The organism is Candidatus Synechococcus spongiarum (genome assembly GCF_900047545.1).
GTDB lineage: Bacteria > Cyanobacteriota > Cyanobacteriia > PCC-6307 > Cyanobiaceae > Synechococcus_B > Synechococcus_B spongiarum_C.
On sequence record NZ_FITM01000159.1, the window covers coordinates 1 to 14893 of the forward strand.

At 59.6% G+C, this 14893-nt stretch carries 14 protein-coding genes and 1 pseudogene; 7 read left to right on the forward strand and 8 right to left on the reverse strand.

Features of this window, described 5'->3' with window-relative positions:
• Positions 1-20 precede the first annotated feature (20 nt).
• Complete coding sequence (locus FLM9_RS06830) at positions 21-734, reverse strand: DUF8626 domain-containing protein (RefSeq protein WP_074457869.1); 714 nt, start codon at positions 732-734, stop codon at positions 21-23.
• 48 nt (positions 735-782) lie between these two features.
• On the opposite strand from FLM9_RS06830, the gene FLM9_RS06835 reads away from it, so the two are divergent.
• From FLM9_RS06835 to FLM9_RS06850, 4 genes are read left to right on the forward strand one after another with little or no spacing between them, the layout of a single operon-like run.
• Positions 783-1235 carry a peroxiredoxin gene (locus FLM9_RS06835; RefSeq protein ID WP_074457880.1) on the forward strand — a complete coding sequence of 151 codons (453 nt, stop codon included), beginning with the start codon at positions 783-785 and terminating at the stop codon, positions 1233-1235.
• The gene (locus FLM9_RS06840) at positions 1232-2002 is read left to right on the forward strand and encodes a DUF1350 family protein (RefSeq protein ID WP_081340265.1); all 771 of its coding nucleotides are present in this window, start codon (positions 1232-1234) and stop codon (positions 2000-2002) included. The genes FLM9_RS06835 and FLM9_RS06840 overlap by 4 nt, the downstream gene beginning before the upstream one ends.
• A gap of 32 nt (positions 2003-2034) precedes the next feature.
• Positions 2035-2868, forward strand: a complete 834-nt coding sequence (locus FLM9_RS06845) for a methyltransferase domain-containing protein (RefSeq protein WP_074457870.1) — start codon at positions 2035-2037, stop codon at positions 2866-2868.
• 32 nt (positions 2869-2900) lie between these two features.
• Positions 2901-3299: a YbaN family protein gene (locus tag FLM9_RS06850; protein WP_074457871.1), complete on the forward strand. Its 399-nt coding sequence runs from the start codon at positions 2901-2903 to the stop codon at positions 3297-3299.
• A 21-nt stretch (positions 3300-3320) separates the two neighbouring features.
• Here the strand turns inward: FLM9_RS06850 and FLM9_RS06855 are convergent, their stop codons facing one another.
• Positions 3321-4142 carry a class I SAM-dependent methyltransferase gene (locus tag FLM9_RS06855; protein ID WP_074457872.1) on the reverse strand — a complete coding sequence of 274 codons (822 nt, stop codon included), beginning with the start codon at positions 4140-4142 and terminating at the stop codon, positions 3321-3323.
• 226 nt (positions 4143-4368) lie between these two features.
• Between FLM9_RS06855 and FLM9_RS06860 the strand changes: the two genes are divergently transcribed.
• Positions 4369-6123 (forward strand): ABC transporter ATP-binding protein, encoded by a 1755-nt coding sequence (locus FLM9_RS06860; RefSeq protein WP_180365333.1) that lies wholly within the window; start codon positions 4369-4371, stop codon positions 6121-6123.
• Entirely contained in the window at positions 6120-7871 is a 1752-nt protein-coding gene (locus FLM9_RS06865) for an ABC transporter ATP-binding protein (RefSeq protein WP_074457873.1), read from the forward strand. The genes FLM9_RS06860 and FLM9_RS06865 overlap by 4 nt, the downstream gene beginning before the upstream one ends.
• Positions 7872-7937: 66 nt before the next feature.
• Here the strand turns inward: FLM9_RS06865 and FLM9_RS06870 are convergent, their stop codons facing one another.
• Complete coding sequence (locus FLM9_RS06870; RefSeq protein WP_074457874.1) at positions 7938-9284, reverse strand: MFS transporter; 1347 nt, start codon at positions 9282-9284, stop codon at positions 7938-7940.
• 3 nt (positions 9285-9287) lie between these two features.
• The gene (locus FLM9_RS06875) at positions 9288-9704 is read right to left on the reverse strand and encodes a MerR family transcriptional regulator (RefSeq protein ID WP_074457875.1); all 417 of its coding nucleotides are present in this window, start codon (positions 9702-9704) and stop codon (positions 9288-9290) included.
• A gap of 72 nt (positions 9705-9776) precedes the next feature.
• Between FLM9_RS06875 and FLM9_RS06880 the strand changes: the two genes are divergently transcribed.
• Positions 9777-10442, forward strand: coding sequence for a cation efflux transmembrane domain-containing protein (locus tag FLM9_RS06880; RefSeq protein ID WP_074457876.1), 666 nt, complete (start codon positions 9777-9779; stop codon positions 10440-10442).
• A gap of 6 nt (positions 10443-10448) precedes the next feature.
• Here FLM9_RS06880 and FLM9_RS06885 read toward each other — a convergent pair whose 3' ends face one another.
• From FLM9_RS06885 to FLM9_RS06895, 4 genes and pseudogenes are all read right to left on the reverse strand, one after another.
• Positions 10449-11654 carry an MFS transporter gene (locus FLM9_RS06885; protein ID WP_180365334.1) on the reverse strand — a complete coding sequence of 402 codons (1206 nt, stop codon included), beginning with the start codon at positions 11652-11654 and terminating at the stop codon, positions 10449-10451.
• 82 nt (positions 11655-11736) lie between these two features.
• On the reverse strand, positions 11737-13881 hold the full coding sequence (locus FLM9_RS06890; protein WP_218969754.1) for a TonB-dependent receptor: 2145 nt from the start codon (positions 13879-13881) through the stop codon (positions 11737-11739).
• Between the two features lie 186 nt (positions 13882-14067).
• Positions 14068-14303 (reverse strand): annotated as a pseudogene (locus FLM9_RS08820) (acetyl-coenzyme A synthetase); the annotation flags it as partial.
• On the reverse strand, positions 14291-14755 hold the full coding sequence (locus FLM9_RS06895; protein WP_257243045.1) for a 3'-5' exonuclease family protein: 465 nt from the start codon (positions 14753-14755) through the stop codon (positions 14291-14293). The pseudogene FLM9_RS08820 and the gene FLM9_RS06895, both read right to left, overlap by 13 nt.
• Between the last annotated feature and the right edge of the window lie 138 nt (positions 14756-14893).

A 14893-nucleotide genomic window follows, 5' to 3' on the forward strand; every position in this document is an offset into this window, starting at 1 on the left:
GCAGTCCGGCCGTTTAAGGTTCAGCCGCTAGATGCGTCCACCAGTTCCACGGGAAAGGAAAGGCGCTCCCGTTGGGCGGTGGAGAGGCGGCGCGCCCAGGCGCCAGGCACCAAGCTGTTCCAGTGGAATCCCGCTGTCTTGGCCAGGTGCCGCTGTTCGTAGCTCACCTTGGCTTTGTAAAGCTGGCGGGGTTGGCGGGCCTCCAGCAGCAACCCCTCAAGGTCCGTGCAACGGGAGAACACCTGGGCCAGATAGGTGCAATCCGTGAGGGCGCGGTGGGTGGCCCAGACGGGGATGCCGTGGGCCAGGGCTAGGTCTCGCAGGGAGGGTTTGGGTTTCAAGTTGAGGCGCAACGGCCACACCACGTCGTCACAGGTGCAGATCCAGGGCAGCGGCAACGGCGGCAGCGGCGGCTTCCCGAACCAGGGCCGTTCGAAGGCCGTGTTGTGGGCCACCGCGGCATCGGCGTGGTCAGCCATGGCCAGAAACAACGCCAGCGCTTGGCGCCACGGCTGACGCCCTTGGCTGGCGGAGGCGGGAATCCCGTTGATCCGCTCGGCCTGATTCTCCTTTACCGGCAACAGGGTGGACACCTGGCCTAGGGTGGTGCGCAGGGGCACGGAAAACAACACCGCCGCCAATTCAATGCAGTGGTCCTGCCCTGGATGCAATCCCGTGGTTTCCAGATCCAGGAGCAGCAGGGTTGTGGGCACAAGTGGTGTGGTGACGTCCATCGGCTGGCGAGCTCCTCTCCCTAGGCTGAGATCCATTGTCCAATGACCATGGCCATCGGCGTGGGGGATCAGGCCCCAGATTTTGAACTCCCCTCCAGCCAGGGGGGCACCGTCCGCCTCCAGGACCTACGGGGGCAAGCGGTGGTGGTGTTTTTCTACCCCAAGGACGACACACCGGGCTGCACGGCAGAGGCCTGCGGCTTTCGGGACAACCTGACCCAATTTCAGACGTTGGGTGCTGCCGTAGTGGGCATTTCCGGGGACAACCTGGAGAGCCACCAGCGCTTCGCCGTAAAGCACAACCTCACCTTTCCCCTGCTGGCGGACGTGGGCAACGGCGTGCGCAAACGCTTCGGGGTGCCCCCCGCTATGTTCCTGCCTGGTCGGGTCACCTACGTGATTGATCCGGAGGGGGTGGTGCGCCTAGTGTTCAATGCCCTGCTCAATGCCAAGGCCCATGTTCAACAGGCCCGGGCCTGCCTGGAGCAACTGGCCCGTTGAGCGGCCTTCTTCCCCACTGGCCCCGCCACTGGCGCCAACTGGGCAGGGTGTGGCTGGCGCTGCCGCCCCAGCCGGTGGGCATCATCCAGTTCATCGGCGGCAACGGCCTGGCGGTGCAGCCGCAATGGAGCTACCAGAGGTTGTTGCGGGCCTTCGAAGCCCAGGGTTGGGGTGTGTTCACCTGGGCCTACCGCCTCAGCCTGGACCACCAGCAACAGGCGGATCAGGCCTTTCTGGATCTGGAGCGGGTGTTGCGGCGCCAGCCGAACCTGGCAGACCTGCCCCTGCTGCGGGTGGGCCATAGTCTGGGCTGCAAGCTGCTGTTGTTGGCCCCTGACGGGGGCCTGGGCTGTGGTGGCGCCGCCATGCTGGCCTTCAACAATTACGCCGCCGGCCGCTCCATTCCCCTGGTGAATCAGTTGGGGCCGTCCCTGGGTTTTACGGTGGAATTCAACCCACCGCCGCGGCGCACCATGGAACTGGTGGCTGAGCACTACCGCCAGCCCCGCAACCTGCTGGTGCGCTTCCGGGACGACACCATTGACCAGAGCCCGCACCTCCATGCCCAACTCAAGGCCAGAAGCGGGGATCAAAGCCGGCTCGTGGTGCTTCCGGGCAAGCACACCGCCCCAGCCAGTGCGGGCCTGCGCCAGCAACTCCTGGGTATGGGCGAAGATGCCAAGGGCCGCCGCATCAAGCGGTTGGCCCACCAGGTGCTGGTGCTGGGTCAGGAGCTTGTGGGCTCCACCCCGGCACCTCTAAACTAGTAGGGAAACCAAACCATGTCCACGTCCGACTCATGACCTCTCAGAGCCAAGCGCCAGCCCAGCCGTCCCCCTACACTATGGGGTACAGCGAGGAGTTCCTGGGCCTGCTGGAGCGCCGCAACGCCGAGACAGTGGCCTCCCACCTGCTGCCTCACCTGCGTCCGGGGATGAAGGTGCTGGATTGCGGTTGTGGCCCCGGCACCATTTCCGTGGGGCTGGCCAAGGCAGTGGCGCCCGGTGAACTGCAGGGTGTGGACATCGAGGCCTCTCAGATCGCCATGGCCCAGTCTGCGGCCCGGGCTGGGGGACACGACAATGCCCAGTTCCAGGTGGGTGACGCCACCAACCTGCCCTTTGCGGACAGCACCTTTGACGTGGTCCATTGCCATGCGGTCCTGATGCATGTGCCAAAACTTGCCCAGGCGCTGGCGGAGGTGAAGCGCGTGTTGAAGCCGGGCGGTATTCTGTCGGCGCGGGAATCGGTGATCGAGGCTTACATCTTTGAGCCCGATCCGCAAGGACACCTGAAGCAGGCAACGGACACCTTCGCCCAACTCCTGACCGCCAACGGTGGCCATCCCCACCTGGGCAAGGCCTTGAAAACCATCCTGCTGGAGGCCGGCTTCCGTGATGTGCGGGCCACGGCTTCGTTCGAGCCGTTCAGCGAGGAGGAGGACCGCATCTTCCTGCAGGGCTTCATCCGCAACTGGTTCTTTTCACCCAAGATGAAGGCACCGGCCATCAAACACGGCCTTGCCACCGAAAACGACTTTGCCGCCTGGGGCGAAGCCCTAGACGCATGGCGAGCCCACAAGGGCGGTTTTGGGGCCTTCTCCTGGGGAGAGGCCATCGCCCATCGGGCCTGAGCCCCTATGTTCAGTGGGTACACACGGGTGTGATGGGGCAGCAATCAGGACGATCCACAACGGGTTTAGTCCGACTGGTGTGGTTTGCCGTCGGGCTGTTGATGATTGTCCTGGCCGGGTTGGGGGTGGTGCTGCCGCTGCTGCCCACCACACCCTTCGTTCTGGCGGCGGCGTTTGCGTTTGCCCGCTCCTCCCGGCGCTGGTCTGCATGGCTCCATGCCCATCCGGTCTTCGGACCACTGATTCACGATTGGCGGCAACACGGCGCCATCAGCCGGCGCGCCAAGATCCTGGGCGTGGGCTCCATGGTGGGGGTCCTGACCCTGTCCCTGGTGCTCCAGGCGCCGCCGCTGGTGCTCGGGGTGCAGGCGGCGGTGCTGAGCGCATCGGCGGCTTTTGTGTTGTCCCGGCCTTTGCCACCGCGGCAGTGAAAGATGCATCCTCGTAGTGAGTCAGGCAGGGGAGAATTGTACATGGACCAGACAACCAGCCAGAGCGTTGCGGAGTGATGTGATGGTGGAGAGCATCTTATAGAATTGCATTCGCTTGGGCCACGGATCGGCGTAGGTTTGCACCCTGATGGGCGTCAACTGCGGTATAGAGTGAATGAATGCCGGCAGATCATTCATCTTGATTCCCCACGGCATGGGCGGTACGGTATAGCGCTTTGTGACCTTTAAGCCCTTCATGGACCGTTGTGAGAAGAACGGCGGAATCGTGTCGAAAAACACCTCAGCACCGGGAAAGCGTTGGGCGATCTCCGTAAGCAACGAGCGCACGTCGTCTTCCTTGAAATACATCAGCAGCCCTGCGGCAGTGATCAAGGGCCGGGCATTGGACGGGACGGCATCCATCCATGCCCAATTCAGGGCCGAGCCGGACACCAGGGTGGCGCGGGGGTGGTGTGGCAGCAGTTCACGGCGCACCCGGATCGACTCCGGCACATCGACACTGATCCACTGCAGGCGCTCATCACCGATGCGCCAAAGCTGGGTCTCCAGACCGTCACCAAGGGCCACCACCACCGGCTCCCGCTCCCTTTCCCCTGCCAGATAGTTGCGGATCAGGTCGTCACAGACCCGGGCCCGAATCACGTGGAACACTGTCGGCTTCCCGAAACGTCCCAGGAAGTCGTAGTCAATGCGCTCCACCAACTCCGCCGCCATGGGATCCTCCAGCAGACGATCCGTCCGCTCCATCTCGGCTGCCCGGTTCCAGAGGGGCCAGAGCATGGTTTCCGGGACGCCGTCAAGGGCAATGCGGCGTTGTTGCATGTCTTCACCTGGCTTGCATGGCTCCGATATCCTAATGGAAAAAGAGTGAAAAGATGGGACTTTACATGGCAAAGTGCCGACACTGAAAAGCCGTTGAGCTTTTGCTATGCAAGTCTTTTTTGCAGTCTTGTAGTGTATCAAGGAATTCCTTGCGACGTAATTGGTTTTTTCATGGGAAATTATAACAGTCTTATGGTGGGAATTACAACAACATATTAGCCAACTCGTGGCACGACCACACAGCGGCGTCGGTCGCCCCAGTCCTCCACCGATCTTTCGGCTCATTGCACCCATCAAATCCACCATCGTCGCGGCCTGTGTGGTGCAGGCGGTGGGTTCCTTGGCGGGAATTGTTCCGTTTATCGGGGTGGTGGAAATTGCGCGGGCGCTGCTGGCCGGAGACGATGCAAGCGGGGTTGTGCGCATCGCCTGGATCGCGGCTGGAGCCCTGGCACTGCGGGTGTTCTGCTTTGTGCTTTCCGGGATGCTGACCCATATGGCGGATAACGATCTCCAGCTCAGGATTCGTCGGGGTGTGGCGGCCCGTCTGTCCCGTGTGCCTCTGTGCTGGTTCACCGTGAGCAACGGCGGCGCCTTGAAGAAAGGAATGCAGGATGACGTGACCACCATGCACACCCTCGTGGCACACACCTTCACCAGCCTGACCGCGGCATTAATCACGCCGCTGGGTGCATTGGCCTATTTGGCGTCCATCAATCCCGTTCTCGTCCCGGTGGCGCTGATTCCGCTGGTGATTGGCATGGTGTTCTACATGGCTCAGATGCGTAACTTCGGGGAGAAAATGGTCACTTATCAGGAATCCCTGGCTGCGGTCAATGGGGCGGCAGTGGAATATGTTCATGGAATCGGGGTCATCAAGACCTTCAGCGGCACGGACCGGGCCTTTTCCCGTTTTGTTTGCAGGACCGGAGAGTTCATCGACTTTTTCTGGAACTGGGCCAAGGGTCTCCTGAACCTGGCCGTCCTCACCGACTTGGTACTGTCCCCGCTGACTGGCGTGGTGGTGACAGCCGGGCTTGGTCTGTGGCTTGTCGCTGACGACGTGGTGATGCCGGTTGACGCCCTGGCGCTGGTTGTGCTGGCGCCGGCGCTGACGGGAACTTTTCTGGCGTTCTCCTTTGAGCAGGACGCCATGATGCAGGGCGGCCAGGCAGCGAGGCGGTTGGTCGCCCTGCTGGATACACCAGTGTTGTCCACACCCGCTGTTCCCCGCAAGCTTCGGGGCCATCGGGTCGTGTTCCAAGGTGTCCACGCCACCTACGACGGCAAACGGGAGGTGCTGTCGGAGATTGACCTGGTGCTGGAGCCGGGCAGCACCACCGCGCTGGTGGGACCTTCCGGGTCGGGCAAGAGCACCATGGCTCAGCTGCTGCCCCGGTTTCTGGATCCCAGCGCCGGGCAAGTGACGCTGGGCGGTGTGCCGCTGCCGGAGATTGCACCCGAGGAACTCTACCGCCACATCGGGTTTGTCTTCCAGGACGTTCAGCTTCTGCGGGCCAGCGTCCGCGACAACATCGCCCTTGGCGTCTCCGGTTCGGATCGGAGGGACGTTGAGCGCGTAGCCCGGGCGGCCCGCATCCATGAGCGTATTCTTTCCTTGCCCGATGGCTACGACACCATGCTGGGCGCTGGCACCACGCTGTCCAGTGGCGAGTCGCAGCGGATCACCATCGCCCGGGCACTGCTTGCCGATCCGCCCATCCTGGTGCTGGACGAGGCCATGGCTTTTGCCGATCCCGAGACGGGAACAGCACTGCGGGAAGCCCTGGCCACCTGGTCCAGCCGGCGAACCTTGCTGATTGTGGCCCACAACCTGGCCACGGTGGTCCATGCGGACCAGATCTGCGTTCTGGAGGAGGGCCGCATTGCTCAGCGGGGAAACCATGCGGAGCTTGTTGCAGACCGTGACGGTCTCTATGCCGCCCTCTGGGCCGCTGCCATCCGGGAGGACGTCAAATGATTCCACTCTTGATCAACGTGGCGGGCCGGGAATTCCGCCGTCCTCTGCGCCGTCTGATGACGGGTCTTGTCACTGAGGGTGTTTTGGTGGGCCTGGGTTTCGTGGCCCTGATGCCGTTTCTTTCAGCCCTTTTGGCCGCAGATTATGCCGCCGCCTTGCGGGCCTGGGTGCTGCTGGCGGTGATCCTTCTCGCCTACGGGATGCTGCGCTGGCGCACCCAGTTGGCGGGCTACCATGCCGCCATTGCCTTGGCCCGTGCGCTTTTCGCACGGCTGGGCACCCATATTGCGCGCCTGCCACTGGGGTGGTTCTCCGAGGCCCGGACGGGCCAGTTGGCGGTGCTGTCAAGCCAGGGGATCGTGAACATCATGGCGGCGCCCGCCCACCTGTTGCGCCCGATGATCGTGGCATTTACCACACCGGTGGTGGTTCTCGTCTTCATGGCGGTGATCGACTGGCGTCTGGCGGCAGCGGTGGCCGTTGCCTTGCCCTTGGGCTGGCTGGCCACCACCTGGACAGGCCGGTTGGTGGAGCGCAGTGATCGTCGGGTCCATGCCGCTGCAACGGAGGCAGCAGGCCGCATCGTAGAATTTGCCCAGGCTCAACCCGTGTTGCGGGCCTTTGGGCGGGGCGCCAGTGCCGCTGCCGATCTTGACGCCGCCCTTGTGGAGCAGCGTAATGCCTTCCGTGCCCAGATGAGGGCCATTGCCCAAGGCTTCCTGACCTTTATTGTGGTGATTCAGGCGGCCCTCACCCTGCTGTTGGTGATGGGTGTGAATCGCGCCCTGGGCGGTGCGGTGGACGTTCCCGAGCTTGCTGCACTTCTGGTTCTGGGTTTGCGCTTTGCCGAGCCCCTGATCGTGGCCGCGGATCTGCAATCGGGGCTGCGCATCAGCGAGGCGAACCTGAGCCGCATGAAACGGCTGCTGGCCACGGCGCCGCTCCCTGAACCGCCATCCCCCCGTCAGCCCGAGGGCAATGACGTTATCCTTGAGAACGTCCATTTCAGCTACGATGGGGCTCCTGTTCTGCGGGGCATAAGCTTTACTGCAGCGCCAAGGGGGTTGACGGCACTGGTGGGTCCTTCCGGAGCCGGCAAGACGACGACCCTGCGCCTGATGGCCCGTTTCTTCGACACAGACAGCGGCGTGGTGCGACTCGGTGGAGTGGACGTGCGTGAGATCGGAAGCCAGGAACTCATGGACCGTATCGCCATTGTCTTCCAGGATGTCTACCTGTTCGACGGCACCATCGCCGATAACCTCAAGATCGGCAAACCCGAGGCAACGGAAGCTGAGTTGGGGAACGCCATCAAGTTGGCTCAACTGGAGGCAACGCTGGGCCGACTGCCCCATGGTCTCGACACACCCGTCGGTGAAGGCGGTGCAGCCCTCTCGGGTGGTGAGCGACAACGGGTCTCCATCGCACGGGCTTTGCTTAAGGGAGCGGAAATCGTCCTGCTCGACGAGGCGACTGCCGCCATTGATGCTCTGGACGAAGCGCGACTGCGGGACGCCATCGCGGCCATCGCTCGTGACCGAACCGTGATCGCTGTGGCCCACCGTCTGAGCACCGTGCGTGCGGCCGATCACATCGTGTTTGTTGAAAACGGCCGTGTGGCCGAGCAGGGCAGCCACGATGCCCTTTTGGAGAAAGATGGCCGCTACGCTGCCTTCTGGGCTCTGCATGCAACATCTGCTGTCACCCAATTACCGGCCGGGTTCACACGGAGAAACCTCAATGGATGATCCCACCGCTGCAACAGGACCATCCACTCTTGCATCCGGCCTTCTACTGTTCTGGCCCAGCCTGCCCTATCCAAGGACATCATATCTACGCCGTACAGTTCGCCTGCCAATGCCAAGGTCCGGGTGAAGATCATCCAGGATCAGCAAATGCGTATGGTTGACAGTGCCATGCATTAAAAAGTGCGGGTGATCCGGCGGCAGGTTGGGGTGGTGGTGGCGAAGGGGATGTTCGCTGTCTTTTGGCCAAGCCCATGCGCCTGCCAGAACGCCCGCCAGCGCCAATCCCGCCATCAGGAGAAAAGCAGGATCCAGCCCCCCGTAGGCACCCAGCCACCCCGCCAGTGGATAGGCCACGAGCCAGCAAGCATGGCTGAGGGCAAACTGGGCCGCGAAGAGGGCCGTGCGATCCTCCCTATGGCAGGATCGGCACACCAGCCGACCTGTGGGCATCTGGGTAAAGCTGAAACTGGCGCCAAGAACGATCCACAGCGCCATGAGTGAAGCGAGCGTCGACACAAGGGTGCCCAGGGCGACACCGAGCGCCAACATCATCCCGCCCCACAACATGGCGGTCCGGTCCTTGATCCGCTCCAGTAGTCGCGGCAGTATGACGGCCGACACCATTGAGCCTGCTCCAAAAGCCGCCAATGCCAACGCCACTTCAGGCTCCCCCAGGCCAAGCTGTGCCTTCACCAACACCACCGTGTTGACAATCACCATGGCACCGGCAGCTGCAACGGCCACGTTCAATCCCAACAGCCCCCGCAGCCGTGGCGTGGCCAGGTACACCCGTGTCCCATGGAGGGTGGAAGACCAGACGTGGCGCCGCCGTGCCCGTGGCGCCGGTGCGGGCAGGGTGACGCTGGCCACCAGAAGAGCCGACAGCAAAAAACCCACAACGGTTCCCGCGAACAGCACCGGGAAGCCCACCACTGTCAACAGGGCTGCCGCCAGCATGGGAGACAGGAGGCTTTCCAGGTCATAGGCCAGCCGCGAGAGGGATAAGGCGCGGGTGTACTTGGCTTCGTCCGGCAGCACATCGGGAATCGTTGCCTGAAAGGTGGGTGTAAACCCGGCCGATGCGGCTTGCAGCAGGAAGATCAGCACATAGACCTGCCACACTTCGGAGACGAAGAGCAAGGCCAGAGTGCCTCCGGCACGGACCAGGTCAAGGGCCACCAACAGCGCCCGCCGCGGCACCCGCTCGTTCAGAGCCGCGGCAACGGGAGCCAGGGTGACATAGGCAACCATCTTGACGGCCAGCGCCGTACCCAACACCTGCCCCGCATCACCACCGGCCAGGTCCCAGGCCAGAAGCCCGAGGGCTACGGTGGCAAGCCCTGTTCCCACCAGGGCCACCACCTGGGCCGCAAACAGGCGACGGTAGACACGGTTGGCCAGAACGGCGAGCATTGGTCAGTGGTCCGTTGTGCAGAATCCGTGGTCTGCCAGGGAGGCAAGAACGTAGCAGTCCCCGGATCGGCCATCGCCACTGCAGCCATCGTGGATCCGCTTCAATTCGGCTTCCAGGGCGGTCAGCCGCTTGATCTTTTGCCGCACCGTGTGCAACTGGGCTTGCGCCAGCTCCTTGGCCTCGCTGCAGGATCGGTCCGGGTGGTCTTGAAGGTTGATCAAGGCAGAGATGGCTTCAAGGGGAAACCCCAGATCGCGGGCATGTTTGATGAAGCGAAGCTGCTCCAACTGAGCGGCGCCGTAGCGCCTCTGGTTGCCCTCGGTCCGCCCGGCTGCGGCCAGCAGACCCATGTCCTCGTAGTAGCGAATTGTTGGCACCTTGACGCTGGCATGCCTGGAAAGCTGTCCGATGGAGAACATGAACAGACCCCTTGAACCTCTAGTCACTAGAGATACTAGCCTGTTGACGAGGCCAGTTCACGGGGATCCCCCATGCCAAGATGCTGCGGACACGACACCAGGTTTGACGGTGTCTCACGGGACTACAAACGGCGGCTTTGGGTTGTCATTGTTCTCAACGGCTTGATGTTTTTCCTGGAAACGACCGCCGGCCATATGGCGCGCTCCCAGGCCTTGCAGGCCGATGCCCTGGATTTTCTGGGTGACGCCCTGACCTATGCCGTCTCCCTTGCGGTGATTGGGGCATCCATTCAGGTCCGAACCAATGCTGCCATTGCCAAGGGGATCAGCCTACTGCTGATGGGGGTCTGGGTGTTCGGGGCCACAGTCTACCGGATCGTCGCCATGGGTGTGCCTGAGGCGGACATCATGGGTATCATTGGGTTGTTAGGCCTGACAACAAACGTGGCCAGTGTGCTGGTCCTGGCGCACTACAGGCAGGGTGATGCCAACGTGCGTTCCGTGTGGCTGTGCTCCCGTAACGATGCCATCGGCAACATGGCAGTCATGTTGGCGGCGCTGGGGGTCTGGGGCACGGCAACCGGCTGGCCCGACCTGATCGTTGCTGCGTTCATGGCGGGTCTGTTTCTGTCGTCGTCGGTTCAGATCATTCATCAGTCCTTGCAGGAGCGGCGGCAACTGTCGGATCGTGGCGGGTACGGCACCCTACGTGCTGTTTCTCGGCAACGGCGCCGATGAGGGGCCTTATGTCTTCAGTCTGGTGCGCCTGAAGTAGGCATTCAGCGCCACGATTGAGCATGCCGTCAAGAGGGCTGCTACAGCAAACGTGGCCCAGAAGCCCAATTGGTCTACAAGGGCACCGGAGAGGGCTGCCCCGATAATCGAGGTCAGGAAGTAAATTGACGTGATCATTGAAAGATCCGTATTTTCTTGACCTCTGTCACTAATTTTCATGAAGAAAGTGTTGCTGGGTACGTCAAGGAAGCTGAGACCCATAAAAATTACTGCCACAATCACGATGCCCCAGATGCCTCCCAGTGCAGTGACGCTAATCATCGCACAGACCACAAAGATTGAGGTATTGAGCGCCAGGGAAAGTGTCAGCGTTTTTGTCAAACCCAGCACACGAATCATCAGCGCTGCAGGTGGTCCGCCAACGAGCAGAGTGCCAAAGCCCACGACGGCATTGATGAAGGCAATGTGTTCGGTGGAGTAACCGGATTCAACCAACATGGGCGGAATCATGCCAAATGCCGTGCCAACACCCACTCCAAGGAGGACCAGAAACACAAGAAAACCCCCAATACCACGGCCGCGGAAGAATGCCTGCAGAGACGCTTTTTGATTGATGCCTTGCACGCGCAACTTGGGCGCTGCCGCAGGAGCGACTGCCGCTACGGGAATGCCGCAAGCAGACAGGGCCGTCATGGTGGCAACCATGGCAGCCCAACCGAGATGGGCATGGACCAGAAGCAGGCCTCCCGCACCGATCAATGCTGCAACTGCAGCGCCCATCAGAATAGCGACGCTGGCCAGGGGACGCTGTGCCTCGTTGAAAGCTGCCACGGAATACCCCATGACGGCAATCCGTGCCGTTGCTGACAGCGTTGCGATCAGCATGATCAACAAAAAAATTATCACAAACGCTGAACCTGAAGCCAGTTCAAAGGCAGCCAGGCTCAGGGTTGCAACGGTCATGGCGACCAAGGGCTTCAGGATCCAGGTCAGGTGGGCCCGGGGAGCACGTTTGACTTGGTTGTCAATCCAGGGGGCCCAGAAAAAGGAGAACGTCGATGGAATGTAAACCAGATAGGTGAGACCGATCAGCGCGAAGGAGACGCCAGCTTGACGCAGCAGCACCGGCAGCGACAGCCAGAAGAAGACCAACGGCGTCATCGTCGTCAGGCTTCCCGTGAAGAGAATGACCAGACGCATCCATTGATTGGTCAAGTCGGCCCAAGACCATTGGCGGGACGGTTGGGACGTGGGTGGAACTGCTGTCATGGCGGTGGTTCACCGTTGTACATAGATCCTAGAACCAGTTCTTCAGTGTGAGGCTGACGGCACGGCCATCCCCGGCGCCGACAGCCCCTCCACTCTCTGGATTATAAAGCTGATAGCCTGCGACAGCCTCAGGATCACGTTGTGCAAAGTTACGATAGTAAGTATCAAATAAATTGGTAATCTTCAGATCAAATCGTAGGTTACGGTCGGGAAATCGATAGCCCACTTCCAAATCAACCAGGAAGCGACTATCAATCTCGTTTTCTGGAAAATTCCGAAGTTCTACGAAAAAGCTGTCCCGCCAGTTTGCGGCAAGAGAGATATCTAAACCATTATCAAAGTTATAAATTCCTCCCAAGCTGACCATGGCTTTTGGTGCGCTGGGAAAGCTATTTCCGATCAGGTGTACGTTGTCTTCATTGGCTTCCTTAATTTCTGTACGCAAAAGTCCAAGAGAACCAAAAATGCGAAGATTTCCAGTTACTTGGTACTCTACATCAGACTCTAAACCATAACTTTCTGACTGAGCTATGTTATCAGTGATCATATCTTGTCTGAAAAATATATCTTCTGGATTAGGTACAGCTAATTGTTGATCATACCAGTTTATATAAAAGAGATTGGCGCCTAAGCGTAAACGAGAGTCGGAGCTTTGATGACGAATGCCCAGATCGACATTCCAGGTTTTTTCGGGATCAAAACTATATGGTGTGCCCAAGTAGACACTGGCGCCACTCCCACCGGCGCGGTAGCCACCCTGTACAGTAGTGTAAATCCGAGTTTCTGGCAAAATCTTATAGGACAGCCCTAGCTTGGGTACGAAAGCAGAAAAGTCCATATCCTCATTTACTTCTCTCATTCGCAATGGTAAATTTAATTCTGCTAGATCTCTGGTCTGAGATACTGACTCAGTCTTTTGATTTTCAGCTCTTATGCCTAGAGTCAGATCTAGTTTGTCAGAGATCTTGTATCTTCCTTTTCCAAAAAATGCGATTGTTCTGACGTTTTGACTGAAATTTATTGGAGAACCCAAGAGAGAGATAAAATTAGTGTCAGTCCCTTCAAAGTCCTCGTAATAGAGGCCAGCAAAACCATCGAAGCGACTTCCTTCATAGCGAAGTCGTACTTCCTGGCTGATGGTACGGATGTTGTTGTCAATAATTGCGTACTGCAGAGGCGCAGGGGTAAGATCAAAATCAGTATCTCGATGAAGCTGTTCTCTCACCCACACGGTGCTTGACTCTAACGAGAGCCTGTCATTCAATGGCCAGTTTCCACGCAGTGAGGCTCCAACTGCATCATTACTAGTTAAGTCATCCCTATCACTCAATGCGATACGATCTTCCTCAGGAATGGAGGATACATACGGTACGTATCGTCCGCCCGTATTTATTTTACTAGAAAACCCACTGAACTCCAGCTCTGTTCCACCTTCTCCCACATAAAGTAACTTCAGTCGTCCGATGAGGAGCTTTTTCAGATCTGCATCGTTTCCAGTAGTAATGTTGTCAGTGAAGCTGGGACTTCGGTATCTATCAAAAGCGATTCTATAGGCAAGGCGATCCTTCACAATTGGACCACTTACAGCAAAAGACGGTCTTGATATCTCCTCTGTCCCGATAGTTAATTGTCCGGTTGCTTCTGTGGTAAATGTCGGGTCGACATTCTCAATAATTACTACGCCACCAACAGCGCCCCGTCCAAATAATATACTTTGCGCGCCACGAAGAACTTCAATCTGGTCCACATCCCAGAAGCTAAAAGGTGCACTAGCCGTAGAAAGTGGAATGCCATCCACATAGGTGGTGATCAAGTCATTGGGTCCACGGGAGAAGCCAAAGTTATTTTGGGCAAATGAAAAGCCACCTTTTCCAACGCCACGAATGGCGATTTCGTCACCTTGAAATGGCGTAATATTCGGCAAACGTTCGATGACCCCAAAGAAATCGTCTGCCGCACCCGCCACACCATCACTTTCACCTGGGAAGACAACGGTAACACTCCCATCCGTATCCGCCAGGGAACGCTCAGCCTTCTGGCCAGTGATGATGATCGTATCCAACTCAAGGGATGAGTCACCGCCTGGATCCCCTGATTCCTGAGCCTTTGTGGCAAGAGGAATTGCAGTGGCTAGAAGGATCAGAACAAGAGGAAGTGAAGTGAGGCTTCTCATGATGGCCTGAATGATGTTTGTTAAGACTGACCTCAGCATCGTTATGTTGAGACAGCTATTCCTTTCGGCAGATGTCTGACGATACCAGGGTCAGGCCGTGACAAGGCTCTTGAGAGCTTAGCAACTGTCAAGACAAAGTACTTGTGATCAATGACTTCAGACTGTGTTGAGTAGAGAACATGCGAATGTGTTATTAGGAGGCTTGCATGGCGCCGGGAGGGGGGCAATCATCATGCCGCTGGTTTTCGTCTGTCACCAAGTGTCCAGCACGGGGCAGCGGCCATCGCCGATCACCTCCCGGCACATCCAGACTTCCGGGTTGATGGGCTCCTCCACCGTACCCAGCAGCCGCAGGGACGACAGGTCATCGCCACCGGGAACCGGCGACCAGCCCCCATGAAGGCCCGGATCACCGTGGGGGCGTGCGATGGGTGGCCCAGACGGGGATCCCGTGGGTCAGGGCCAGATCCCGCAAGGAGGGTTTGGGTTTCAAGTTGAGGCGTGCCGGCCACACCACGTCGTCACAGGTGCAGATCCAAGGTAAGGGCAGCGGTGGCTGCCCGAACCAGGGCCGGTCGAAAGCCGCGTTGTGGGCTACCGCGGCGTCGGCGTGTTGGGCCATGACGCCAAACAACTCCAGCGCCTGGCGCCAGGGCTGGCGGCATTGGCTGGCGGTGGCGGGAATCCCGTTGATCGGCTCAGCCTGGTTCTCCTCCACAGGAAACAGGGTGGACACCTGGCTGAGGGTGGTGCGCAAGGGCACGGAGAACAGCAGGGCTGCCAATTCAATGCAGTGGTCCTGTCCAGGATGGAGCCCCGTGGTTTCTAGATCCAGGATCAGCAGAGTTGTGGGCACAGGTGGGTGTGGTCTCATGGCCATCAGCTGGCGGCTCCCTCTCTCTAGGCTCAGGACCCATAAAATAGGAAGAGACGCCCTTTGGTGGGGGGATCCCCCTGAGAGACCTTGAGGAGGAGGAAGGATGGAGGCTTTGTTCTGGCTCAGCGAGGAACA